The sequence below is a fragment of the Bifidobacterium aemilianum genome (genome assembly GCF_003315635.1).
Lineage (GTDB): Bacteria > Actinomycetota > Actinomycetes > Actinomycetales > Bifidobacteriaceae > Bifidobacterium > Bifidobacterium aemilianum.
Genome location: NZ_PDCG01000003.1, coordinates 191,860 through 214,072 on the forward strand (window position 1 = coordinate 191,860; position 22,213 = coordinate 214,072).

20 protein-coding genes are annotated in these 22,213 nt (G+C 62.3%); all 20 read right to left on the reverse strand.

The annotated features are described in order from the left end of the window. Positions 1-45: 45 nt before the first annotated feature. A complete protein-coding gene (locus CRD60_RS04570; RefSeq protein WP_113860116.1) occupies positions 46-1,821 on the reverse strand; it encodes a type IV secretory system conjugative DNA transfer family protein in 1,776 nt (591 codons plus the stop codon). Positions 1,822-2,009: 188 nt separating this feature from the next. Beyond that, positions 2,010-2,546 carry a single-stranded DNA-binding protein gene (locus CRD60_RS04575; protein WP_113860117.1) on the reverse strand — a complete coding sequence of 179 codons (537 nt, stop codon included), beginning with the start codon at positions 2,544-2,546 and terminating at the stop codon, positions 2,010-2,012. Positions 2,547-2,646: 100 nt separating this feature from the next. Beyond that, positions 2,647-3,150 (reverse strand): hypothetical protein, encoded by a 504-nt coding sequence (locus tag CRD60_RS04580; protein WP_113860118.1) that lies wholly within the window; start codon positions 3,148-3,150, stop codon positions 2,647-2,649. 158 nt (positions 3,151-3,308) lie between these two features. Beyond that, on the reverse strand, positions 3,309-4,886 hold the full coding sequence (locus CRD60_RS04585; RefSeq protein ID WP_236630840.1) for an ATPase: 1,578 nt from the start codon (positions 4,884-4,886) through the stop codon (positions 3,309-3,311). 14 nt (positions 4,887-4,900) lie between these two features. Beyond that, positions 4,901-6,385 carry an SCO6880 family protein gene (locus CRD60_RS04590; RefSeq protein ID WP_113860119.1) on the reverse strand — a complete coding sequence of 495 codons (1,485 nt, stop codon included), beginning with the start codon at positions 6,383-6,385 and terminating at the stop codon, positions 4,901-4,903. Between the two features lies 1 nt (position 6,386). Continuing rightward, the gene (locus CRD60_RS04595; protein ID WP_236630841.1) at positions 6,387-8,342 is read right to left on the reverse strand and encodes a hypothetical protein; all 1,956 of its coding nucleotides are present in this window, start codon (positions 8,340-8,342) and stop codon (positions 6,387-6,389) included. Between the two features lie 45 nt (positions 8,343-8,387). Then, positions 8,388-8,747 (reverse strand): hypothetical protein, encoded by a 360-nt coding sequence (locus tag CRD60_RS04600; protein ID WP_236630842.1) that lies wholly within the window; start codon positions 8,745-8,747, stop codon positions 8,388-8,390. Between the two features lie 92 nt (positions 8,748-8,839). Beyond that, positions 8,840-9,136: a hypothetical protein gene (locus CRD60_RS09115; RefSeq protein WP_236630843.1), complete on the reverse strand. Its 297-nt coding sequence runs from the start codon at positions 9,134-9,136 to the stop codon at positions 8,840-8,842. Between the two features lie 1,380 nt (positions 9,137-10,516). Further along, positions 10,517-11,122 carry a hypothetical protein gene (locus tag CRD60_RS04615; protein WP_127975641.1) on the reverse strand — a complete coding sequence of 202 codons (606 nt, stop codon included), beginning with the start codon at positions 11,120-11,122 and terminating at the stop codon, positions 10,517-10,519. Positions 11,123-11,641: 519 nt separating this feature from the next. Beyond that, entirely contained in the window at positions 11,642-15,886 is a 4,245-nt protein-coding gene (locus CRD60_RS04620) for an LPXTG cell wall anchor domain-containing protein (protein ID WP_113860123.1), read from the reverse strand. Positions 15,887-15,997: 111 nt separating this feature from the next. Continuing rightward, the gene (locus tag CRD60_RS04625; protein ID WP_113860124.1) at positions 15,998-16,969 is read right to left on the reverse strand and encodes a hypothetical protein; all 972 of its coding nucleotides are present in this window, start codon (positions 16,967-16,969) and stop codon (positions 15,998-16,000) included. A gap of 203 nt (positions 16,970-17,172) precedes the next feature. Then, the gene (locus tag CRD60_RS04630; RefSeq protein WP_127975642.1) at positions 17,173-17,430 is read right to left on the reverse strand and encodes a hypothetical protein; all 258 of its coding nucleotides are present in this window, start codon (positions 17,428-17,430) and stop codon (positions 17,173-17,175) included. After that, positions 17,427-18,032, reverse strand: coding sequence for a ParA family protein (locus tag CRD60_RS04635; RefSeq protein ID WP_113860126.1), 606 nt, complete (start codon positions 18,030-18,032; stop codon positions 17,427-17,429). The genes CRD60_RS04630 and CRD60_RS04635 overlap by 4 nt, the downstream gene beginning before the upstream one ends. A gap of 237 nt (positions 18,033-18,269) precedes the next feature. Beyond that, the gene (locus tag CRD60_RS04640) at positions 18,270-18,728 is read right to left on the reverse strand and encodes a WhiB family transcriptional regulator (RefSeq protein ID WP_113860127.1); all 459 of its coding nucleotides are present in this window, start codon (positions 18,726-18,728) and stop codon (positions 18,270-18,272) included. Then, the gene (locus CRD60_RS04645) at positions 18,725-20,161 is read right to left on the reverse strand and encodes a helix-turn-helix domain-containing protein (RefSeq protein WP_113860128.1); all 1,437 of its coding nucleotides are present in this window, start codon (positions 20,159-20,161) and stop codon (positions 18,725-18,727) included. The genes CRD60_RS04640 and CRD60_RS04645 overlap by 4 nt, the downstream gene beginning before the upstream one ends. Next, on the reverse strand, positions 20,154-20,324 hold the full coding sequence (locus tag CRD60_RS08640) for a hypothetical protein (RefSeq protein ID WP_161522190.1): 171 nt from the start codon (positions 20,322-20,324) through the stop codon (positions 20,154-20,156). Before CRD60_RS08640 ends, CRD60_RS04645 begins: the two co-directional genes overlap by 8 nt. Continuing rightward, complete coding sequence (locus CRD60_RS04650) at positions 20,317-20,631, reverse strand: hypothetical protein (protein ID WP_113860129.1); 315 nt, start codon at positions 20,629-20,631, stop codon at positions 20,317-20,319. Before CRD60_RS04650 ends, CRD60_RS08640 begins: the two co-directional genes overlap by 8 nt. Then, positions 20,628-21,374 (reverse strand): DUF2786 domain-containing protein, encoded by a 747-nt coding sequence (locus tag CRD60_RS04655; RefSeq protein ID WP_113860130.1) that lies wholly within the window; start codon positions 21,372-21,374, stop codon positions 20,628-20,630. The genes CRD60_RS04650 and CRD60_RS04655 overlap by 4 nt, the downstream gene beginning before the upstream one ends. After that, positions 21,364-21,693: a hypothetical protein gene (locus CRD60_RS08805; protein WP_113860131.1), complete on the reverse strand. Its 330-nt coding sequence runs from the start codon at positions 21,691-21,693 to the stop codon at positions 21,364-21,366. Before CRD60_RS08805 ends, CRD60_RS04655 begins: the two co-directional genes overlap by 11 nt. Continuing rightward, on the reverse strand, positions 21,690-22,112 hold the full coding sequence (locus tag CRD60_RS04665; protein ID WP_113860132.1) for a hypothetical protein: 423 nt from the start codon (positions 22,110-22,112) through the stop codon (positions 21,690-21,692). The genes CRD60_RS08805 and CRD60_RS04665 overlap by 4 nt, the downstream gene beginning before the upstream one ends. Between the last annotated feature and the right edge of the window lie 101 nt (positions 22,113-22,213).

A 22,213-nucleotide genomic window follows, 5' to 3' on the forward strand; every position in this document is an offset into this window, starting at 1 on the left:
CTGCCTCCAACGCCCTTGAGAACCCGGCATCATCCGGTTCCCTGGTCATGATGCCCTCCCGTTCCATTCGTCGATGATTGCCACCCACTCCTTGTTCGCGGTCCAGGGGATGGTGGATACGATCTGTGCCCTGGCCTGGGAGCCCAGGACCAGGGCGCGGCCCACGGGCCACTCAGCCAGACGGCTTACCGGCAGAATGTCCTCGGATTGTATGGTGTTGTTGACCGATCGGTGGCCTTTGCCGTCGATTGTGACGTTGCCTCTGACCAGTTCTCGTTGTCCCACCAGCTGGCTGAGGTCGGAGAGGAACTTCGCGTCCTTGATGCCGCCCAGGTAGACCAGTATGTTCGCGTTGTTGAACAGTGTGTCGAAATGGGTCTTGCCGAATGCCTCCTCACCCTGTGCGGGGTTCTGCCAGATGGTCATGATGACGATGCCGGCCGACCCGAAATAGGAATAGACGTCGGGTAGCTCAGGCCACCGGCAGATGTTGTAGGCCTCATCGAGCACCAGGGTTAACGGTATGGGTAGACGCCGGTTGTTGTCCTGGCACTCGGCCTGGGCCCGCTGGAATGCCGTGAACGCCACCACGGCTGTCAGGGAGGCCGTCAGCGCGGTCGAGGGTCTGCCTTGCGCCGACAACAGGTACAGGGTGTCATCGCTTGTGGCGAAGTCATACGGGTCGAATATGGGCCGGCCACCAGGCTTGCCGTCGCCCTCCAGTGGCTGCACCCACTCGACGATCTCGGGATCGCCCAGGAATGCGCACATGGTCTGCATGGATCCGAAGACGCCACTTCTCGTCTCCTCGACGAGTCCCAGCACTCCATTGACCCTCTCGGCAATGCCCTTGTAGCGTTCATCTCGGCCGAGAATATCGGCCGGAGTGGTGCATGTGGCGTCGGAAACCCATTTATAGAACTCCGTTATATCGCATCCACCCAGGTGCGCCGCGAACAGATAGTCGGTCACCTGGCGGGCAGCTGTCCCCGGGAAGTAGTCGTCCCCGCCGCTTTCGGCCTGTCCCGAGGCGTACCTCCAGCAGTCCGCGATTCTCTTGGCCTCCGACATGGTCTTCACTGAATCTATGAGGGGCCAGACCCATGGGGTCCGCACCCGGGTCGGCTCTGCTATCCTTTCGGGGTCGAACACCCAACTATGACCATGGTTGCGTTCCCTCACCGGACGGGTGGTGTCCAGGATGTCGCCCTTGTTGGAGGTGGCGACCACTGGTCCGGGAGCGGATAGCACCGCAGGAATGGCATAGCAGAGCGACTTGCCCGAACGAGGGCCCGCGAGAACTATGGACATGTCCTCCCAGGACGTGAAACAAGCGGTTCGGTCCACAATGTTGGTCCCCAGGGGCAGGCCGGGCTGCATCTGTTTGGGGTCATAACCCTTGACCAGTTTGGCGGCCATGTCCTCGGCGCGCTCCCGGCTCACCTTGCTCACCGCAGCCCCATGACCCATAGCCTTGGCATATGAATCCACCCTGGTCACCGCAGACCCACTGCGCAGGGACCGGCCATCAACGAGGGCCTTGACCCCGATACGGCAGGCAACCAGGACACCGGCTGACAGGACAAGCAGGACCAAGGCGGCCAGCCAGCCCCACATGGGCAACTCCCACTGGCCTGAAAGCACATACAGCAAGGCGAACAGCTCGAACCTGGCCCCCAGGCCGAACCCCTGGCACACCACGGCGAACACCAGCAGCACAAGGAAGATGACCCCCGCAGACAACAGGCCGAACTTGCTGCTGGGACGCACCGTCTGGCCCAGGTCCCTCACACGGTTCGATTCCAGGTTGTGCGAGCTCATCGCCCATCCCCCCTCAGTTCCGGTTTGTCGGCCATGGCCCTGGCGCGTCGAGCGGCAAGTACCTTGAACATGATTCCAGTGGCAATCTCGACGAACTCATCCCTCATCTCTCATCTCCTCCTATGAGGAGGGGGCGCCCAGCGCCCCCTCCGTGGTCCGAATTCTCACACATCGACTGGTTCAGGCGTTCACCTGGTCCTGCCGGCGGCCTGGTCCTGCTGGGGCATGTTCCCCATGCCATCGACATCCCAGGGGTCCGGCCCTGCAGCCATCTCGGAGGACTGCGCGACGGAGGCCCCCTCGGAGTGGTCTGCCGTCTGCTGCTGGGACTTCTGCGCCTCGAACCGGGCCTTTTGCTGGTATCGGATCTCGTCGCTGGACAAAGTGTCGCCGATGATCACGGTGCGGGCGTGGGCCATGTTGTCCTTCTGGCTGATGTAGGCGTCAGGCTCTCCCAACGTTCCGGTGGCGACCACCGCATCACCCTTCTTGAAGGCGGCGGCATTAAGCAGCTCGGCGTTCTGGCCGAAGAACTTGACGGTCACCCTCTCCGGTCCCGCAGGAGAATCCGCCCACGAGCCATCCGGCTGCTGGATTCTACGGTTGCGGTAGACCATGGCCTCCAGATAGGCCTTCTGCACGCTTCCGTCCCCCCTGGTCTTCGGGGGGAAGTACTTCGGGTCGGCTCCGAGATTGCCTCGCATGACCTGTTGTGTGTTGGGCATGATAGTTACCTTCTTTCCGCCACGACCATCGTGGCAAACTCAATCGTCCCTTGTCCCGGACGCTTATGCGGCGGACCGTGTGACAGGGGCATGAGCGCCCTCACAAGGTATGAGAGGACGCATGGTTCGTTGTCTGTCCCAAGGCGATGCTTGCCTCCATGGCCTGGGCCATATCGGCGGCGGCCTTCCAGCCGGTCCAGGTGTCGCCCTCCAGGAACTGTCTCTTGGCCTGACCGTCGGCCTTGCCTCCAAGCAGGTCCTGGCTGATCCAGTCATAGTTGGCTCCATGGGAGAAGTAGAGCGCATCATCCGCCTCGACCAAAGGCTGACCGATATGGGAGACCATATCGTCATGACCCTGATACCAATGCCCCGTCAAAGCCGCGTACAGGTCGGACGACTTATCGACCCTGGATACGGCCACGATGCCGCTTCTTGCCTCCCCGACAGCCTGGGACACCTCCTCGGGTGTGTACTCGCCGCCGGCGTCCTGAAGGTCGGCGGCAGCCTGCTGTGATGCCAGCTGCCCAACAAGCCTGGAAGCGCTTCCAAGAGGCACATCCTGCACCTGGTCGAATATGTCCCTCTCGTAACCTCTGAACATGTCTCACTGCTCCTATTCTCAATATCTGTGGAACCACAAAAGCTCCGTATCGGTGACTCAATCATGAGGCGGGATCCGCGCGTCAGCTGCGGAGTGCATGACAGCCATCCGCTGGCGGTCTGCCGGCATAGAGGTTCCGCAGGCCTTCACGCCCGGGCCTAGGGTCTGGCTTCCATGGGGGCGTGCCATTTGAGGTTGGTGTCGTTGAAGCCGCTGCGCTCCAGGTCGCACATCTGCAGCTGGATGGGCAACCCAGGAAGGCCACCCGTCTTAATGAGGAACTTGCCCTGGCCCTTGAAACTGGCTTGTGCCTCGTACCCAAGGGGTGTCGCCCAATCCGAGAGCATGTCCTCCTCCCGTTGGGAGATGGGCAGGCCCGACTCCCCTCGCAGGTAGCGGTTGATCTCCGTGCTGGGCAAGGCGCCCAGGACCTTGATCTTGCTGCGCTCCACGAATCCGCGCGCTTTCTGGTTCTGCGCCTCGGTATCCAGGCACATCAGATCGGCGAAGGTGTGTGTAATCATGATCTGCCCCACACCCCACTGTCGGTTGAGCCTGGTGACCAGATCCAGCCTGTCCACCATCAGTGGGCTCGCCCGGAGGGCGCGGTGCAGCTCGTCCATGATGATCACATGGTTCCTCGCCGGCTGCAGACCGGCCTCGGACAACAGGTCGGCGGCGTTCTTCGCGGCGAAGGCCCCCGACCAGGTGACCGCGAGCACGGCGGCCACCACGTCATCTCCGGCATGGGCCAAGGCGCTGATATCGAAATCGACGGATTTGGACAGGTCTATCCGCTCGGTGGTCTGACGGCAGAACAGCTTGCCGAACTTGCCGATGGGATTCGACAGGCCATGCAGACTGGCGACCAGATCGGACACCGCGCTCCTGTATGCCTCTTCGTTGTCGGGGTCATCGAACACCGCCGCCGCCCGGACCGGTGTTGGACCCTCCAGTATCAACGTAATCAGATCGGAGATAAGCGGGGGCTGTGGGGAGTCCTTGGTCTTGTCGTACAGCAGATTAAGCGCGGTGGCGACCACGTTGGCCTCCACGTCGCTCACAGCCTGCCGACCTTCGCTACGGCCAGATCGAGCCACGGAAAGCAGGACCTCGATGCCTGCCCTGCGCCTATCGTGGTAGTCCGCAAGCAGGTCCTCCCTTCTATCGCCATCAAGTCGCTGCAGGGCGAAATGCACATCGCCGGGGTCCAGAGGGTTGATCGAGCCGATGCCGGAACCCAGTCTGATGACCTGCCCGTTGAGGAGCCTGGTCAGATCCAGGTAATCGGGTTTTAGGTCTCCGGGAATGATGCAGTTGACGCCCAGCGCGGCCAGGCCCCATTGCAGCCTCCGCACGAACGTGGATTTGCCGATGGCCGGCAAACCCATCACAAACATTGACGGCTGTTCGATGATGCCCTCTCGAAACCAACTGATGGGATCGCAGCACACCCCTGCGCCGGTCGAGAGAAGACGCCCCACGGGCACCCCGACCACAGGCAGGGCCATTCCGGTGCCGAAAGGCCAGTAGCCACCGGATACCTGGGAGGATGTGGCGAAGAACTCGTCCACCGTGGGAAGCAGACTGGCCCAGCCTCCGCCCCTTCGTGGGTATCCGCGCCAGGTCGCCTCCGGTGCGGACGGCTGTCTGACCGGTATGGGTGGAGCTTCGTCCTCGGCCTGGTCGCGGCTCGCTCGCGATCCTGGCAGATGCAGCAGATCAGAAAATGACATGAGGGGCTCCTTCCTTACCTCAGGTGTCCGAGCAGACCCGGAGGGGCATAGGATGCCAGAGTCAATCCCAAAGGCAGGGAAGCCGCAAACGCGGTGTCCTGCGCCCCATAGCAGATACGCAGATCGTCCTTGGCGGAGCCCGCTGCCGATTCCACAGCGCGTGAGGCCATCTCCAGCCGGTCCTGCTCACCCTCGCCAGCCATGACGGTCACGGTAACCACCAAACCGAAAAACACGATCATGGCACCCTGTTCGGCCTCCTGGGCCTGACGGTTCGCCTTGGCTATCTGGGTCATGCTCTTGACGGTGGCCCGCTTCTCCTGACTGACCTGGCTGGTGGCCAGCTGCCGGTTCTGCTCAGCCATGAAAGCCGTCCTCTCGGGCGAGGCCAGACGGAACTGCAGGGTCACTCTCTTGCGGTCGCAATCCTCCAGTGGTTTGAGCAGCCGGCTGATGGTGTCCGCAGTCACCGAGCTGCGGGGAGGATCGCACATCTCCCAGCTCCTGCTCACGCCGGAGTCGTGCCTATACCAATCCCACATTGCCTCGTGCGCCATGGGTCCGGCATCCTCCCAGAACGTGGGGTGCTGCTCGTCCATGTCCTCGAACTTGTCCTGGGCGGCGGGGTCGAAGCAGATGCGTACCATGCGTGCCATCTGATCGAGTCCCAGCATGGTCGGGGACCCGCCGCCAGCATCGGCCACATGCTCCTCAATGTCGGGAATCATCTGGCCGATCCTACGTGCCGCCTCCTCGGGCTCCAGGAACCTGCCACGAACATCCTTGAAGCAGAAAGTCAGGGTCAGGGTCGCCTCGCTCCGCGCGCCACCAGTGGAATACAGGCCCATTACCTGTGCCATGGCCTTGGCGGCGAGCTCAGGGGCATCGGCCACCACATTCCGGGCAAGGGTTTTACGGAATCTGATACCCGAATCAGGTGAGGTGTCGACCGTCACCGACAACTGTCTGACGCCGACTTCGGTGGAGAGGAAATCAAGGAAGGCGGCCCAGGAAGCCACGTAGGAATCTTCCACATCATCATCCACCAGGGCGGCCCCTTGCGGGTGGCAGGTCAACGGCAGCGAGTATTCGCCGCTGTGTGCGTGATGGAGCAGGCAGAAGGGGCGGCCGAACCCGTCAAGGGCCTCGACCAGACCGATACGGGACAGGATCCCAGGTAATGCCGCCATGCCGCCGTCGATGGGGGCCAGCATGCCGGACCGATATAGATTCCTTCCCTTTCTCATCGACGTTCGGTATGCCAGCTGCTCAATCTTCCTGTCGACGACATTGCGGTGTTCCCTATCTCGCACCGACAGAATGGTGATGGTGCCGATGCCGAGCACGAGCACGCCACCGGCGGCGAGGACATTGACCATGCTCAATACCAGAGCTGCAACTAGCACGGCAAAACCTGCAAAGGTCAGGGGCTTGCCGATGTTCTTGATTCCTCCAGGGATGCGACGCATCCAATCGCCGTATGTGGTGCTGGAAGCCATGTCAGAACTCCTTCCTCGAGCGTCTCGTGGATGTTCTACTTGCGCCATCGGGAGAGCTTGAAGTTGCATCGAATGAGGTAGGACCTGTCGGTGTCATGCTCTCCATCGGTGAGGGGCCTGTTCTGGTTGTCGGCGAAAGAGTCGTCTGAGAAGCCCCAGAAGGGCCTTCTCCTTCTGATCCGCCCATGCTGTTCATGGTTCCCGCGGGTCCCTTGCCCGTGGTCCCATCAGGCCCGCCATCGTTTTGATTTCCGCTTCCTTGCTGACTGTTGCCCACTCCACCGGGTCCAAAGCCGCGACTCCTGCCGGCACCCCCACCGGCAGGACCCGATCCAGGCCGTTGGGATCCGTCCGGTCCATGGGATTTTCCGCCTGACAGCTTGTTGAGTATGCCTCCGGCGCCACGGCCGGCCGCCCGTGCTGCGGACCCTCCGGCACCTACGACGGCTCCCGCTCCCATCCCGAACATGGTGGGCATGATGCCACTGCCTCCGCCAATCTGGTTCTGCACTGCGGGAACGACCAGACGGATCAGGGCCGGCAATGTGGCAATGACCATGATTGTCAGGGTCAAGGTGATGGCCTGCGAATCGTCGCCTTGGGTGGCGGACACCATGACCGCACTACCTCCGGCCAGCAATAGGGCAGCCACCGGCTTATAGCTCAGGAAGGCCAGAAGCCACCCCATAATCTTGCCGAACGACTGACGGCCACTTTCGGTCCAGCTCATGGCCGCCCACACAGGGGCAATGCCAACCAGGACGGGCAGGATGCCTGCCCTGAAATAGGCGAATATCCTGCTGACCAGACCGGCCAGATAGATGATGACGGTCAGGATGATGGCCAATATGCCATCAAGATTGAAGAACTCACTGGCCGCAAGGGTGTTGGTGTTCCAGGCATCATTGACCATGCTGGAGGATGCCTTGAGAATGTTGGCCGTCCAAGTATCCACATTGCTCTGGCACAGGTTGACTCCTCCAGCAAGCATCACGCTTGTAGCAATCGCCCAGGTGAAGGCCTTGCCCAATGGGATCAGGCCCTGACGGGCCTCCTGGTTGGTGACCAGCTTGAATCCGGCAGCCATCACCCCCGCAACCGCAGCGAGCAGCAGGAACGGGTCGACTTGGAGCCGGATCCAATCCGAGACCATAAACCGTGTCCCCTGCCCAGGTGTCCAGCTTTCATAGTGTGGCGAACCGGCACCTGATCTGGCAAAGAAGGACAGGGCAATCGAAACGCTCGAGGAGCCCATCAACACACCCAACATCACCCAACCCATCTTGTCGAAGATCGGCCCCTGCATCTCGTTTCTATAGTTCGTGGTCAATCTGGTGCCCAGAACAGTCAGGCTGATGGCAGCGGTGATGACCAGCAAAGCTTGGGCGACCCGCAAATAGGGGTTGGCGAGTGTCTCCCAGGTATCGTAGTCAGGTACGGCATTGGCCTTGAGCGTGTTAACCGAGGTGTCGGAAGGCACCAGTGTGTTGCGTGTCGTCGACAACCAGGACAGGCCTTCCTTCGACTGCTTCTCATAGGTCGACCACAGCGTCTTCTCCAACCAGCTGAGCTTGCGGGATTTCACGCAAGCAGACCCCTGCAGCTGCCATTCTCCCTTGGTGGGTGAATCCGCCTGCTCGGTGTTGGAAAGCGCCTCACATTGCAGGGTGGGGTTGGAAGAAGCGCTTTTCTTGGCATCCTCAATGGTGACGTGAACCATGCCGGGAGAGGCGGCGGCGCCCAGAGATGTCATTTTGCTGGCTAGCCATTCCAACTGATCCTTGCCGATCAGTTTTCCTAGACCGCCTGGGGGAACGCGCATCGTATCCACGGTCTGCGTGTCGGAAACCTCGGAGTCCCCGAACTTCAGCTCGTCACCGAACGATTTCGCGCCAAAGTCGGGGGCACCGCAACCAGCCAGAGAGACCAGCATAACCAGACCCAACAGCACGGCCATAAGACGGTGCCTTCCAATGGGCATAACACGCATGGTTCCCGCCTTTCAGCAGCTTGTGGCTACATCCAGGCCCAGCGCAGTCATGAATGACAAGGCGCCCGAGATGATGAAAACGGCTATTACCCAGTTCATGAGCTTGTCGAAAGTATCATCACGGTCCGGTACGCCATCGCCCTGCTGGCGGACGATGTGCGTGCCGATCCTGGTCAAGGCAACGATGGCGATAGCCAGGCCAATGGCCTTGATCCAGCCCAAAGCCACACTGACCGGACCCGCAAAACCCGGGGGCAGGCAGGCGGTCGGGTTCGACAGAGATTCAGCCAATATCACCGACCCCACGGCCGATATTTGGATGTGCGCCCAGGCATTAACGGGTAGGGCCACGAGGGTTGCGATAGGATTCATGTGTTACTCCTTGTGTTTGATTGATGGACAGAACTATGGTCACGCGGTTACGGTCGGGCTCCCGCGGACTTTCTGACAATCCATGCGCCACTTCATCGGCGGACCCCCTGGCCCTCGACCCGCAACTTCTCCAGGTCTTGTGCCAGACGGGCATACGCATGTGGATACCGTTCCGGTAGGCCGTCGAGCTCCAGGCCCGCGATCCACGGCAGCCGCCAAGAGGCCGGGGCCGCCGAGCACACCAGCAGCCGTGACCGGTGCAGGGCTCGTGGCACACGCCTGACCGGAGTGGTTACCGCCACGCCCAGCAGACGGGTGGGACCATACTGGCCGGATGACCACTCGGACAGGAGGGCCCGCAAGGACTCCAACCCCCGGCTTGTCCCCATGGCGCATAACACCATGGCGGCCCCCGTTGGCGTGGCGCAGGCAGGCAAGGCACGTCCCGCATCCGCGTACAAGCCAGGAGCGGACCGATATATGGTCGTGCAACCCGCACCTCCATGAGCTGCCACCAGCCAAACGCGATCAGTGGCTGGAGCATCGAAAACCGGAAGCAAATCGGATTTGACAGTCACGCCGACCTCCTTTTCATAAGCCGGGAATCATGCCCGGGAAACCATTGTTCGGAGCCGGCACACTCCAACCGGGGGACCCACCGTCGCCCGAAGGTGGGGCAGGTGGTGATGGGACCCTCTGGGGTGCGCGGGGTGTGGGGGACGGTGCCGGAACAGGAGCCGGAGGTGGGGCACCACCGGCTGCCTCTGCCGCGGAGGCCTGTTGGTCCTCCTTGGCTGCTTGGCTCTCGGAGACCCCCTGCATAGCCTTTTCGACGCTGGAGCGTGCATCCTCAATGGCGTTTCGTGCCGGCTTCCCGGCATTGCGGGCATGAACGGCATCATCAATGGCTTGCTGCAACACCACCCGGGTCTGATCGTCGGTCACATTTCCAGCGGATGCGGTGAGGAGTGTGCGGGCGCGCTCCAATGATGAATCCAGATCGGCAAGCGAGATTGAAAGCTCCTTGGCCTCCCTGGAGTCTCCTACCCGCCTGGCGGCCCGTGAAAGCCTGTCAGCCAGGGAACGATATGCTCGCATCTGTTTCTCCGACGCGGTGGCGGACGAACGCAGTTGATCGACGGATGCCTCCTGAGTACAGGAGGCGGATGGTCCAGATGGCAGTGAGGACGCAAGCTTATGCAGGGTGCTCACGGTCTGACTGTCCTCGACCTGATCGGAGGACACGGATAAGGCCCCTTCAATGCCCTTGACTGCCTGCTTGAGGGCGACCCATCCGGATTGCGCCGACGCCCTTGCCTCATTGCAGGATTCAAGGGCTGTAACATGCTCCCTCCCGGACCAGGCACGGTGGGCTGCAAAAGCCCAAGCTCCGGCCAGTCCCACCAGAACGGACACGAGGCACACCACTATCATCCAACGGAATCTCGGCCTGTCCGACACAGCAGCCGTCTCAGCCAAACCGGTTCCCGCATGCATTGATTCCAAGAGATCGAAATCGTCAGGAGCGGCCAAACCCTCCACAGCAGGCTGAGACTCATTCCCTTGGACTTCGATCTGCTCGCCAGTTCGGTCAGAGGCCGAAGAGGCATCTTCGGACCACCACTCTTGGACGGGAGCCAGAACATGCTGGACAGGTGTCGTTTCGGCTTCGACATGCTCTCCGATCGGGCCCGCACCAGGAAGGACGGACCCATCGTCATCCCACCATTGTTGGGAGGGAAGCAGGGCAGGAATCCGGGAAGACGACATCACAAAGCCTGGCCGCGTCCACGTGAATCACGACTGGAAGCGGACGGATAATCCATTGCTCCAGATCCCCCAAGCGAAACGGCATCACCAAGGCCACGAGCCTCCAGTTGCCAGGCTGGATCATTGCCCCGGGCATGGGCGGGACCAACCACCTTGCTGACGAGCTTGAAATCCGGGTCCAAGGCGAGCACGCGATCACAATGAGCCTTCAACGTGTCATCGTCATCGCCCTGCAGCCAGGACAGATAGGCGGCTACACCATAGGCACCCACACGCTCTGATTCATGGTCGATCAACGCGGCGTAAGCATCGAAGGCAGCAGGAACGTCCTGATGGAATTCCCTGTCCATCACATCTCGCACATTGTAGGAGGCCTGGTCCAGGACCCTCACCACCTGATCGTGGACAAGAGCGGCCCTTTGGGAACTATCCGATGCGATGAGATCGAAAGTGTCACGGGCGAGGCCTGGATCTATGCACTTGACGATGACCGCGTCACGCAGGGCGGCATCGCCGCTTACACATGCCATCGAGTCGATCAGGGTCTGGTCCTCATGGGAGGGCATGCACCTCTGCCGGCGCATTCGCTCCAAAAAATCGAACATCACAACATTTGGGGCCGACACATCATCTGCCATAACATCATCAGCCATACCAACCGAACCTCCTATGGATAAATGGAAACCTACGACAACCAGCGTCACACCACACGGACTCGGGCGCGACGGAGCAAGTGACGGAAGGCCGGGAGAAGAAGGCCCGGCCATAAGATCCGCCCCGTCCCGAAACGGAAATGGAAGTAAACGCTTCGGGAAGTGTTAAGTGGGGAGCCAGGAACACAGACCGTAAGGGATGGTTCATGGCCCTGGTCCCCAAGACTCATTGATTTGCCGCGTCATCGTCAGCGTCGGCACAATGCGTACGCACGGCCGACGCCATGGCATTACTCGCGGTCTTGGTGGTGACCTCGCCCAGAATACGATCAGTGGTGACCATGTTATGTCGACTGGCAGGCGGGTGACAGTCCGCATGGTAGACAGTCTTCTCTTGGTCTGGGCATGAGGGGGGGGGTGGCGGGGACCCCTATGGGGGGTGGGGTCCCCGCCTGGGGAAGCCTTGGCCCTTTAAAGGGCCAAGGTGGTCTGTTCGGGCTCCTGGTCCTCATCGGTGTGGCGGTGGCGGTGGCGCTGGAGCAGGAGCGTCAGGCCGGCCGCACCGGACAGGATGGCCAGTATGCCGATCGTCAGGACCGCCGCGCCGGTCCCCGCCAGGGGGGCCGGGACCATGCCGGACCAGTCGTCGGGGTCGGACTCCACGTCGGTGTCCGCGCACATGGCCTCGCCGTCGATGGTGACCGCGTCCTTGGGGGACGTGGCGCCGCCGGGCTTGGTGGGGTCGAAGGGGTCCTTGCCCATATCGACCGGGCAGGGCATCAGGGGCTTGCCGGTGACCTTGGCGCGGTCGGTGTGGTGTCCGGTGACGCCCTTGAGGGTGCCGTGCACGTCCACGCTCTGGCCGGGCTTGAGCACCAGCTTGTCCCACCCGTCGGGGTACTTGAGGTCGACCACGGTGCCGTCGCCGGCCACGGTGGAGTCCTCCAGCCTGATGTCCTTGCCCAGGAACACCGGACCCTTGCCGGTCTCGGGGTCGGTCCCGGATTGATTGCTGATCGTGAAGACAATCTCGGTGTCGCCGTCCATGTGCAGGGCGTCCTTGGGGTCGTCACGGTCGCCTGCGGGCCAGCCGCTCCTGGCGTCCCACTTCTCGAGGTGCAGTCTCGGCTCCAGGTCCGGGGTGCGGGTCCACACCGTGTTGGAGGGCAGCGTCTTGTCGTTGTAGTGCTCGGTGAAGGTGTTCTCGTGGTGGTCCACGACCTTGAGGCGCCTGCACTGGATGTAGGCCCTCCATCCGGCCTCCCTGTCGCCTGAGGCGGACACCAGGGCCAGGTAGCGGGCCGTGGCCTGTATGGTGACCTTGCCCGCATCGTCCTGGGCCGGGGTGAACAGGTCGCCGCCCAGTTTGGAGGGGTCGAAGCCGGAGCCCGCGATCCTCTCGCCCTTGGCCGCGATGACCTTGCCGCCCTCGTGGAGGTCGCGGGTGGCGTACACGGCCCACTGGCCCGTGTACTGGTCCACGGTGGGGTCCAGCTGGTCCTCGATGCGCCACTGGTCGGCCTGCGGGTAGGCGCGGCCTGCGGGCAGGATCGAGCTGTCGAGCTGGTAGAGGAAGAGCGAGTCCTTGTAGACGCTCCTGCCGTCCACGCTCTGGCCGTTGACCTTGACCACCACGTCCTTGCTGGGGTTGATGGGCTTGAGGGGGTTGGACACGGTGTTGGTGGCCTTGCTGGACCCGTTGGTGACCTGGGTGGCCTGGTTGGTGACCACCTTGCCGTCGGTGACCTTGATGACCTTGTAGGGCAGCACCAGGTCGTAGGTACGGCCCAGGAGGGTCTGGTCTATGGCCGGGTCCTTCAAGGGGTCGTGCGCCTGGGAGGCGGCGTAGGCCTTGAGGTCGGCCGGTTGGGGGTCGCCCTTGAGGGTCTCGCCGGTGGCGGGCACCTCGGTGTCCACGGTCCTGGCGAAGGCATAGGCGACGCCGTCCTTGATCTGGATGTTGAAGGACTTGGTGTAGTCCTTGCCGTCGGAGCCCTGGACCTCGATCCTGGAGGGGTCTATCTGAAGGTACTCCTCGTCGAAGTCGTCGATCAGGCCCATGCGCCACACCTTGTAGGCGTGGCCGGTCTGATGGGCGTCCAGGGTGACCCGGTAGGCGCCGGTGTCGCCCAGCATCAGGACCTTGCCATCAATGCTGACCGTCCGGTCCTTGGCACTCACATCCGCCTTCGAGGGCTTGAAGTCCGGGGGCAGGTTGAAGACCTCGTTGGACGGGGTCAGGGAGTTGTTGAGCGTGAGGACCCACTGGTTGTTGACCTTGTGGTCCGTGGGGGCCTTGGCGTCGACCGTGCCCTCGAAGCGCAGCTGCACACGGGGCTTGGCGGATGCGGCCCACTGGCCGATCACACCGGGGTCGGTGACCTTGACCTGGACCAGGTGCGCGGCGTCGTCCCACTTGGTGGCGTACTTGCTCTTGGGGATGACCCGGCCGGTGTTCAGATCCATGATCTCCAGGGTCTGCTTGTCGGCCTTGAGCCACTGGTCGAACTGGTCGGTGAAGCTCAGGGACTTGACGGGGTAGGCCATGGAGGCGGGCAGCTTGGGCTGGGTGTCCAGCTGGTACTCGACCTTCTGGCCCGGGTAGACGACCTTGCCGTCCACACTGGACTGGTCGCCGCCCTGTGAGGACTCGCCGATCACGTCCTTGTGCACGGGCGGCACATAGCCGCAGATCCTGGGCTCGTTGGTCGCGATCTCATGCGTGTTGACGGTCTCGGAGGCCGAATTGGTCAGGGAGGCGCCGGCACCACCGGGGGCCGGGCCGGGGGCCGTGCAGAACTCGACCTCATCGCCCGGGGCCTTGCCGAAGTCCTTGCGGACCTGGGCGGCTCCCTGGCCCTTGGCCATGGCGATCGTGCCCGGGACCAGCAGGGTGATCTGCAGGGGCTTGGCCATGCCCTTGAGTGTGGCCAGGTAGGCCGGCTTGGCGGTCGCGGTGGCCGTGGTTCCCGACATGGTGATGTCGAACTGGCCGGTCACGTCCTTGCCCTTGTTGGCGATGTCGGACACCGAGCTCTTGGTCTCGGATCCGGCCTCGGCCTGGTAGACACGCACCTTGGAGGCGTCATCGGCCTTGAAGATGTATGAGGCACGTGCCCAGTCATCCTTGAGGACGAAGGACTTGGGAGCCTGGACCAGATCGGCGGCCATGGTGCCGTTGACCACGCTGGCGACCCTATCACCATCCAAGAAAGTGTTGTCGTCACCGCCGGTCGCATTGGTGTGGTCGGGGTCGATGACCGCCGCCCACTTGCCCGTGGCCGGATCCAGCTTGATCCACGACTTGTCCGGGGCCGGACGCCAGGTGGGGAACTTCTTGGATCCTGTGTCCACGGCCGGACGCTGGTTCCAGCCGACCGTGGCATGGTCGGTGACCTCGCCGAAATCGGGCTTGGCCATGGTCACATCGAAGCTGAGCTCATAGGTGTGCTCCAGGGGCATCTCGCCCTTGCCGGCATCACGGTCGGCGGTCACCTTGTTGCCGGGCTGGTCCCAGACCATGGCGAACTCGCCGGACACATCACGCCCATCGGTGGTGTCGGCGACCTTGAGCTTGTCCACACTGTAGGACTTGCCCGCCGGATTAATGAAATCGGTGAAATGCATCTCGTAGCCGCCACGGCCCGTGCCGGAGCTGATGCGGGTCGTGTTGACCATCCGGTCCGCCGAGGTGCCCTGCTGGACCTGCTTGACGGGAGCCGGCGGGGGCACCGAGCTGACACGGAAGGACTCACGGGGGTCACGGTCGGGGGTGTCCACCGCCGCGTCCATCATGCCCTGCTTGGGCACCTGCACATCAAACCAGTGATTGCCCTCCTGCCAATGGGACAGGCCGAAATCAGCGGGTGCGAAGCTTATGGGGGTGTCGCCCTGGTTGGCGATGCCGATGTCCTTGGAGGCCTCCTTGGCACCCACATACCCGTCGGGCTGGCCATCGTAATGCATGACCACATGAGCCGTGACCTGCTCACGGATGCCGGTCGACGCCGTAGCATGGATCACGTCACCCACCGCATCGGTGGACCCCACCTGCATATTGGCGGGAGCCTGCTGATCAGTCGTGATCGTCAGATGGTAATTCGCCGGACGCGGCTCATACTGGTTCAGCATGATCACCACCACCGACACACGACCCACATCACCCGCATACTGATCAGCGATGGTGTTGACGTTCGTGCCTGGCTGGTCAGCAAAATCATCTGATGTCTGGTAAGAAGCGCCATTATTGCTGTACGTTTGCCCATTGACAGTGCTAAACCAGTTTTGCATCCAGATGCTGTGGGAGGCGTTGCCGGTGCCTCCAAAGTTGCCGGTGCCGCCGGCAACGGCTCCCACGGACACCACGCGGCAGTTGCCTTGGCCGGCCTGGTCGGGGTGTGCCTGGTCGAAACGTGCCAGGCAGTTGTGGTTGGCCTCGTCCAAGGCCTGTTGGGCGGTGGCCTGGCCCTGGGCGGTCATTGTAAAGCCCATCTCGCCCATCGCCGCCTGCACGCTGGAGATCGAGGCGCCGCCGAAGGCCCCGTTGTCCGAATCCCGATACGCCCACTTCAACTGGAAGGCGCTGCCGGCCGCGGCTCCGCCGCCGGCGGACCCGCCGCCTCCACCGGCCCAGGCCGCTCCCACTGGCACCACCAGCGTGGCGGCGGCGGCCAAAGCCGCGACGCCACGCTGGAGCCTATCGCTCCACTTGCTCATTGCTATCCCTTACTATGAAGGGGACGGGCCTTGTGTCCGTCCACATATGCCGCCGGCGGGGTCAATCGAGGTTCCAATTCGCAAAACCCCGCCGGCACGTGTGTAAATCAATCACCCAATCGGGCAGGCACCACCCTTAACACATTTACTGGGTGTGTGATGGTTTAGGAAATCCTTCCAGTCTTCACTAGTTCCACTCGAGGGTGCTGGTGAAGGAGCAGCTGGCGTAGGAGTGAGCGCGGAGCTACCACCGCCACGGTAACCGCCACCTGCGTAACCGCCGCCGCCCTGATACGAGGGTGCTACGGCCTGTTGCTGCGCCTGGGCCTGGGCTGCTGCTGCCTGGTTGTCGGCGTCGGTCTTGGCTTGGATGCTGGCGTTGACCTGGTCCATCGCCGCCTGCAAGGGTCCGGCCCCGTCGCGCAGGGCCTGGAGCTGGGTCTTGCCATCGGCCAGGAGGCCGTCCGCGGTCTGGATGGCTGCGGTCAGGGTCTCGCGGGTGGCCCCATCGGCGACATTGCCTTCCGATGTGACCAGGAGCGCGCCGGCCTCGTCGCGTTTGCCCTGCAAGGCCGCCCTGGCATCATCCATGCTTTTGGCATCACGCGAGGCGATGACCGCTTCAGCGGCCTTGGAGATCCTGGTTGCCTGGGCTGTCATCTGGGATGTGGACCGGTCCAGTACGCTGCGGTTCGCCTTCAGGTCCTTGGTGGGCAGGGAAGGGTCACAGGCCGCGGGAGCGCTCTTACTCTTACTCTTACTCTTGTCCTTGACGGCCTCCTGGAGGGCCGAGATGGTTTTGGGGTCCTTGACCTGATCGGCCCCAACGCCCTTGACCTGCCCTGCACTTTCGCTGGCATCCTCCGACGACTTCACCGCCTTGCCATAGGCCGACCGGGCCGATTGGCACTCCGATAGTGCGTTGCCGTGCTCGTTGTGGGACCGCCATGCCAGTCCCGTGCCGGCCAGTGCGACGACGACAACGGCGGCACCCAGACCCAAAGCGATGCTTCTGCGCCGGTTTGGACGAGGGCCCTGGGCGTCGACTTCGCCGGTCGTGGCCGTAGTCTCTTCTGCTTCCATTTTTCTTCCTTCTTATTCAGGTCCGGCACATGGCCGTGACTCATTCAATCAAAACACAGATTCAACGTGTTTGCCGCGGAGACGGACACAAATCCTTGTTTTCTTTCTAGAAATCTGACTTGTATACATGATGACAATCAGGCTTGTCATCATGTATACAATCAGACCTGTCGGCTTGTTTGCAGGCAAGCCTGCCTGTTTGTTCACTCCGCGGTTTGCAGCCATTGGGCCATCGCCTCGGCCATGCATTCCTCCATGGGCCGGTCCATACGGACACAGGCTGCTTTGAACTCGACCCGCAGGTCGGGGGGGATCCTGGCCGAGACCATGGCCTTACCTCCCTTGCAGCGCTTGATCTTCCCTCTGGCAGCGGGAGCTGTGGGTGAGGTGTTCTGCAGAATCGCCTGAGCCTCTTCAGGGGATGAGGTCTGTGGGGTGTATGCGGACATGTTTCCCCTCATAACAGTCCCTCCTCGCCCAGTTCGGCCAAAACCTGCCCATAGCCTGCCAGCCTGGGAGAGCGTGATGCACCAATACCCAGGTCGACTGCAGGACCATGTTTGAGGGCCTGGCTCTTGCCGATGACCGTATCGAATCTGGGTACACCCCGACTGTCCAGAGCACCGATGGCCTCCCTGAATGACCTGGTACGTGGCTCGGCCCTGCACATTAGGACCCAGGCAGGGACGCCTCGGCTTTTGAGAGTGTCAAGGGCCATCCAGGTCTGTTGAACATCGGCGGCCGATTCCGAGGTGGGCACGATGACCAGGTCGGCATGGGCGATGGCTGACTCCAGGCCTGGCCCGGAGGGCGCCGCATCCAGGATATGGAGTTTTCGGTCATCCGCCAGGTCCTCCAGGGTCTCCCCGTTCGCGGCCAGGACCGGGAAGGGAAGTGGATGGCCTAGCTGGCGAGAGATTCTGGCCCACTTCGTGGCCTCGGCATGGGGGTCCAGATCATGGACCGTGACCTCCAAGTCCCTCACGCAGGCTGCTGCGGCCAGGTATATGGAGGATGTGGTCTTCGCCACCCCGCCTTTGAAATTAACCAATCCAATACGCATGTGTCACTCCTTATATATGTATGAATGTCTGTTTGTCGGCCAGTAAGAATGTTGGCATGTCTGATTGTTTGCAACCGGATGAGGGGGATGGATGGAACCATCCCGTTGCCCGGCATCAGTCCAGCAGTCCCTCGATGAAGCCCTGGATGAAACCGGCCAGGACGGACACGGCCATGAACACAGGGAAAGCCACTGCGAGTATCACCATGAACATGATCACTCCTTTCTCGGTGATGATTAGTTGAACAAAGCGTCCTGCAGATCCGGGGAGGCCTGACGGCCAACACGATGTAATGCCTGAGCTTTGCGGTTGTCTCTGAGTTGCCTGGCCTGGCTCTCCTGCTTCTGGGCCTCGTCGAACACATCGGGATGCGCCCGCAGCCATACGGTCAACTTTCGCAAGGTAACCGAATCGCGTCGGTTGACAGGAATTCCTGCAGCTAACGCCCGAATCCTGACCTGGTGCCTCTCATGTATAGAGAGTCCGCCATAGATGCCGTGCTGGTCACCCGTGACGATCGCCATGGCCAGGCATGCGCCCCGGATCGGGCAATGCCGGCAGATTGCCTTGCCGGCCCTGCGAAGGTCGGCCTGCTCCCGGGAGTCATCGGTCTCATCCAGCCCCCACAACTTGTCGGACCAGTCGGCAGGAAATCGTCCGCACAAACCTGCACTGTTGGTGTTTCCACATGTCATGATCCGTTCTCCTTTCCGTCGCCTTGCTTGCTCATCAGCGTCCTGCCGGCTTCAAGCGCCAGCTTCAGGGCCTCCTGCTCGGGGGTGCCTGAGTCGAGCAGGGCCGCGAGCCGGGCACTGGTGCCGGGGATGTTGCCCTGTTCCCTGCCGTACCCATCGAGCAGATTCCTCACCCGATCCCATTTGGCCTTTTCCTCACGTTCGCGCTCCTGCCGCTCACGGTCGGCCTTGGCGGCGAGCCTGATCCGTTCACGGCCGGCTGCCAATGCCTGCTCAAGTGCCTCCTGCTCATTCATGCCTGCCGTGAGCAAAGCCGCGAGTTCCGTGTTGCACAGCCCGTCCTGGCCCTGCGCCGCATCCATAGGCTCCAGGAGCTTGTCGGCCCTCTCCTCCTCGGGGGTACGGATCCTGGCAGGGGTGGGCATCGGCCTGCCCTGGCCTGCCCTGGCATCATGGCGTGGCCACGAGGGCGGACTGTTGCGGTCCCGGATCATCTGGGCCACGATCGAGTCCCAGTGCCTTGCCAGGGACCGGGGGCCCTTGATGACCCCGCGCCAGTATCCGTCCCCGCAGGCCATCGCGCAGTGGCCGTCCTCCGCCGCCTGTGGGGGCAGCAGGGCCCAGCGGGCCACCCGGAGCACCGGATCGAGCCCATACTCGTCGATCAGCTTGGTGGCCGCCCGAAGCTCACGGGGGTCGCTCCCGCGAACCGGGTCGCCGGCCAGGGCCTTGGGCACGGGCACGGGCTGGATGCCAGGGGTCCCCTGGCTCATGCACTCGGCCATCACGTCGCACAAATGCTGGGACTGGGGGACCTGCCGTTGGTCCTGTGGCTCGTGGGAATCCCTTTGGGGCGTGCCCCCCGTGGGGGGATGTCCCGCAGGGACAGGGGGATTGGTTTGGTGGTTAGTACCTGACGGTTTATAAAGAGGTGCATGAGATGCACCCCTAGGGGTGCATGTGGTGCACCCCTGGCCTGATGCCGGCGATTGAGCCAGGGGTGCATGAGATGCACCCCTGGAATCCGGTACCGGGCCATTGCCGTCGGTGGGGATGGGGGAGGGTTGCGCCTCCTCTGATTCGCCGCTCTCGGACTGGTGGGTGCGGGCCAGATAGGACAGCAGCCCGGGGTCCTGGTCCACACACAGGTCCCACACCCTCGCCCTGTACTGCTTGGGCCTGGTCCTGCCGCCCTTGGCCAGGGCCGCATGCCGTTGGTCGCCGGGCCGGATGAACCCACGCTCCTCGAGATAGCCCAAGGCCTGCCTCACAGCACGTTCCTTATACTCGGTGACCTCGCTGATCGTGCGTACCTTGGGATAGGCTCCCGTCCCGTCGTCCGAGGCGCGATCAGCCAGATAGCACAGGATAGCCTTCGCGGGCGCGCTCCCCACATGACAGCGTTGCGCCCACGCCACGCACTGGTTACTCATGCCGTCCCTCGCTGTCGTGTCTCTGGAGCTGCTCGCGCAGATCACACACCAGGGCCTGTGGCCGGCCCAGCATCGTGCTCAGCCAAAAGTCCTCACTCCCATCGGGGGCGGCCTGGGCCACCATCCTGCGCTGGGCAACGGTCAAACGGTGGCGGTCAATCATGATGATGGATCCTTTCATCGCCTTGAGCGTCATGGTCTGTGCTTGTCCCTTGAGGACTGCCACGCCGGATCTCGAACGTCATAAAAACGCAGGTGGCGCCGGTGAGGACCAGGGCCGACACGGTCCAGGCCATCAAGAGCGAGACCTCCAGGCCAAAGAGCCGCAATAGCCCACGCAGGCCGGCCCCCGCCAGCGAATACAGGCCCAAAGTGGTGACGGGCACGGTGGCGAAATACACACGCCATACCCACAGGCCCACCGAAGGGTGGGATTCCAGCCAGTCGAACATGCTGTTCCTGTTTTTCATCCGAGACATCCTTCCAGGTAATGGCCGCGGCCGCCATCGGTCTCCTTCAGTCCCAGACCGACCCGGCCGCCGGCCGCATAGCCGGCACGCATGGCGGCCTTGGACATAGGCATCCTGCGAGTCCTGAGCGGGGCGGAGAGGTGCAGGGACCCCATGTAGGCATCAAGCTGGCGGTCGCGCACCAGGACCAGGTCACGGCCGGACCCGGAGGGCTCCTCGATCAACTCACGGTCGAGATCCTGATACCGCTCATTTATCCGTTCGGCGAACGCCTTGTAGAAGCCGTTGCGGTATGCGGCGTTGGCCTTGCACCTACGGTTCGAGGCCGCCGCCTTGCGCCATGCCATGGCCCGGTAGACCTCCATCGAGAGCCACACCATCCGTGACGTCTCGCAATCCTGCCTCGTGCCACAGAAAGTGATGGCATCGTAGACCCGACGGCCATTGGTTGCCTTATGTGAGTAGGTGAATGTCCTGCACCGGTTGCCCTGACCCACTACTTCAGCCAAGATGGTCTTGTACTGGTCGACCGGACCGCTGTCCAGGTCCACCCTCAGCATGACCATGGGATCGTTGCGCCGGTCCTGGGCATGCAACTGCCAGTCCATGATGGCGTACTCGTTCTTCAGCTTCTGCGCCCGTGCGAAGGCCATGTCGGCCTCATTCTGGCTTGCCGCCGGATCCTCGGCGATGGCGAGCAGGCGATTGATCTTCACCAGTATGCGATCTATCTCATCGCTCATGAGTTTCCTCCAGGGGTTCGAATCCAGCGAGGGATGGATGCTGCAGCCTTGCGATGTTGAGTTTCACGTCCCCGTGCGTCTTGGTCACTACGCTGAATGCCAAAACCGCGGAGAGTGGGTCATCCACACCATGAAGGGCATCGTCCAACCGACTATCACATTGGGCGAGTAACACATCGGCACCAGTGCCCATGCCGGCCAGGAACGCCTGATAGCAGACCTCTTCCAACGTCATATCCCAGGTGGTAGAAGCCGATAGGGTAGAAGCGGCGTTGGTCGCCAGGCTATGTAGGGTACGGAGTCGGTCGAAGCTGGTCATCGTTGCCCTCCCACCTGGGTCGTACGGGATCCCAGAGAGGTCAGTGCTACCGTGTGGCCGAGTTCGCTCTCCCGTGCCAAAGCCACGGCGTCACAACCATTTTTGTATGTCCATAGACCGGCGGTGGCCGAGGCTGACAGAACGGTGATCACCAACACCAACAGAATTGCCGTTGGCTGAAAGAGTACGATGCCGATCAGTGAGATCAATAGGGGGATAGTGGCGGCGACGGTGGCGGTGAAGTAATGGTCGGCCTTGCCGTACCAGTAATCAGCCTCACTCTTCATGAGTGATCGGGGAACCGCGGCCGGATGCTCCGGCTCCGCTGTATTGCGCCCACGCACCTCTGCCGGGAATAGGTTATAGTTGGTTGCAGTCATCGAGGGAGACTTCGATGCGGACCTGTTGTAATCTGTCATTGCAATGACTCCTTAAACGGGGAATAGTGGATGTGTCGAAACCGCCAAGTATCAGACATCCACTATTCAATTGTTGTTGCACAGCCGGTTCCTGGACTGCA

Bases quoted from the DNA above. Each gene is read 5' to 3' on its own strand.
- CRD60_RS04655 (WP_113860130.1), bottom strand. From the start codon at position 21,374: ATGAGCGATGAGATAGATCGCATACTGGTGAAGATCAATCGCCTGCTC.
- CRD60_RS09115 (WP_236630843.1), bottom strand. From the start codon at position 9,136: ATGGGGACAAGCCGGGGGTTGGAGTCCTTGCGGGCCCTCCTGTCCGAG.
- CRD60_RS04630 (WP_127975642.1), bottom strand. From the start codon at position 17,430: ATGAGGGGAAACATGTCCGCATACACCCCACAGACCTCATCCCCTGAA.
- CRD60_RS04590 (WP_113860119.1), bottom strand. From the start codon at position 6,385: ATGGCTTCCAGCACCACATACGGCGATTGGATGCGTCGCATCCCTGGA.
- CRD60_RS04665 (WP_113860132.1), bottom strand. From the start codon at position 22,112: ATGACAGATTACAACAGGTCCGCATCGAAGTCTCCCTCGATGACTGCA.
- CRD60_RS04570 (WP_113860116.1), bottom strand. From the start codon at position 1,821: ATGAGCTCGCACAACCTGGAATCGAACCGTGTGAGGGACCTGGGCCAG.
- CRD60_RS04620 (WP_113860123.1), bottom strand. From the start codon at position 15,886: ATGAGCAAGTGGAGCGATAGGCTCCAGCGTGGCGTCGCGGCTTTGGCC.
- CRD60_RS04585 (WP_236630840.1), bottom strand. From the start codon at position 4,886: ATGTCATTTTCTGATCTGCTGCATCTGCCAGGATCGCGAGCGAGCCGC.
- CRD60_RS04600 (WP_236630842.1), bottom strand. From the start codon at position 8,747: ATGAATCCTATCGCAACCCTCGTGGCCCTACCCGTTAATGCCTGGGCG.
- CRD60_RS04645 (WP_113860128.1), bottom strand. From the start codon at position 20,161: ATGAGTAACCAGTGCGTGGCGTGGGCGCAACGCTGTCATGTGGGGAGC.
- CRD60_RS04615 (WP_127975641.1), bottom strand. From the start codon at position 11,122: ATGTTCGATTTTTTGGAGCGAATGCGCCGGCAGAGGTGCATGCCCTCC.
- CRD60_RS04580 (WP_113860118.1), bottom strand. From the start codon at position 3,150: ATGTTCAGAGGTTACGAGAGGGACATATTCGACCAGGTGCAGGATGTG.
- CRD60_RS04635 (WP_113860126.1), bottom strand. From the start codon at position 18,032: ATGCGTATTGGATTGGTTAATTTCAAAGGCGGGGTGGCGAAGACCACA.
- CRD60_RS04625 (WP_113860124.1), bottom strand. From the start codon at position 16,969: ATGGAAGCAGAAGAGACTACGGCCACGACCGGCGAAGTCGACGCCCAG.
- CRD60_RS08805 (WP_113860131.1), bottom strand. From the start codon at position 21,693: ATGACCAGCTTCGACCGACTCCGTACCCTACATAGCCTGGCGACCAAC.
- CRD60_RS04595 (WP_236630841.1), bottom strand. From the start codon at position 8,342: ATGGCCGTGCTGTTGGGTCTGGTTATGCTGGTCTCTCTGGCTGGTTGC.
- CRD60_RS04575 (WP_113860117.1), bottom strand. From the start codon at position 2,546: ATGCCCAACACACAACAGGTCATGCGAGGCAATCTCGGAGCCGACCCG.
- CRD60_RS08640 (WP_161522190.1), bottom strand. From the start codon at position 20,324: ATGATTGACCGCCACCGTTTGACCGTTGCCCAGCGCAGGATGGTGGCC.
- CRD60_RS04640 (WP_113860127.1), bottom strand. From the start codon at position 18,728: ATGACATGTGGAAACACCAACAGTGCAGGTTTGTGCGGACGATTTCCT.
- CRD60_RS04650 (WP_113860129.1), bottom strand. From the start codon at position 20,631: ATGAAAAACAGGAACAGCATGTTCGACTGGCTGGAATCCCACCCTTCG.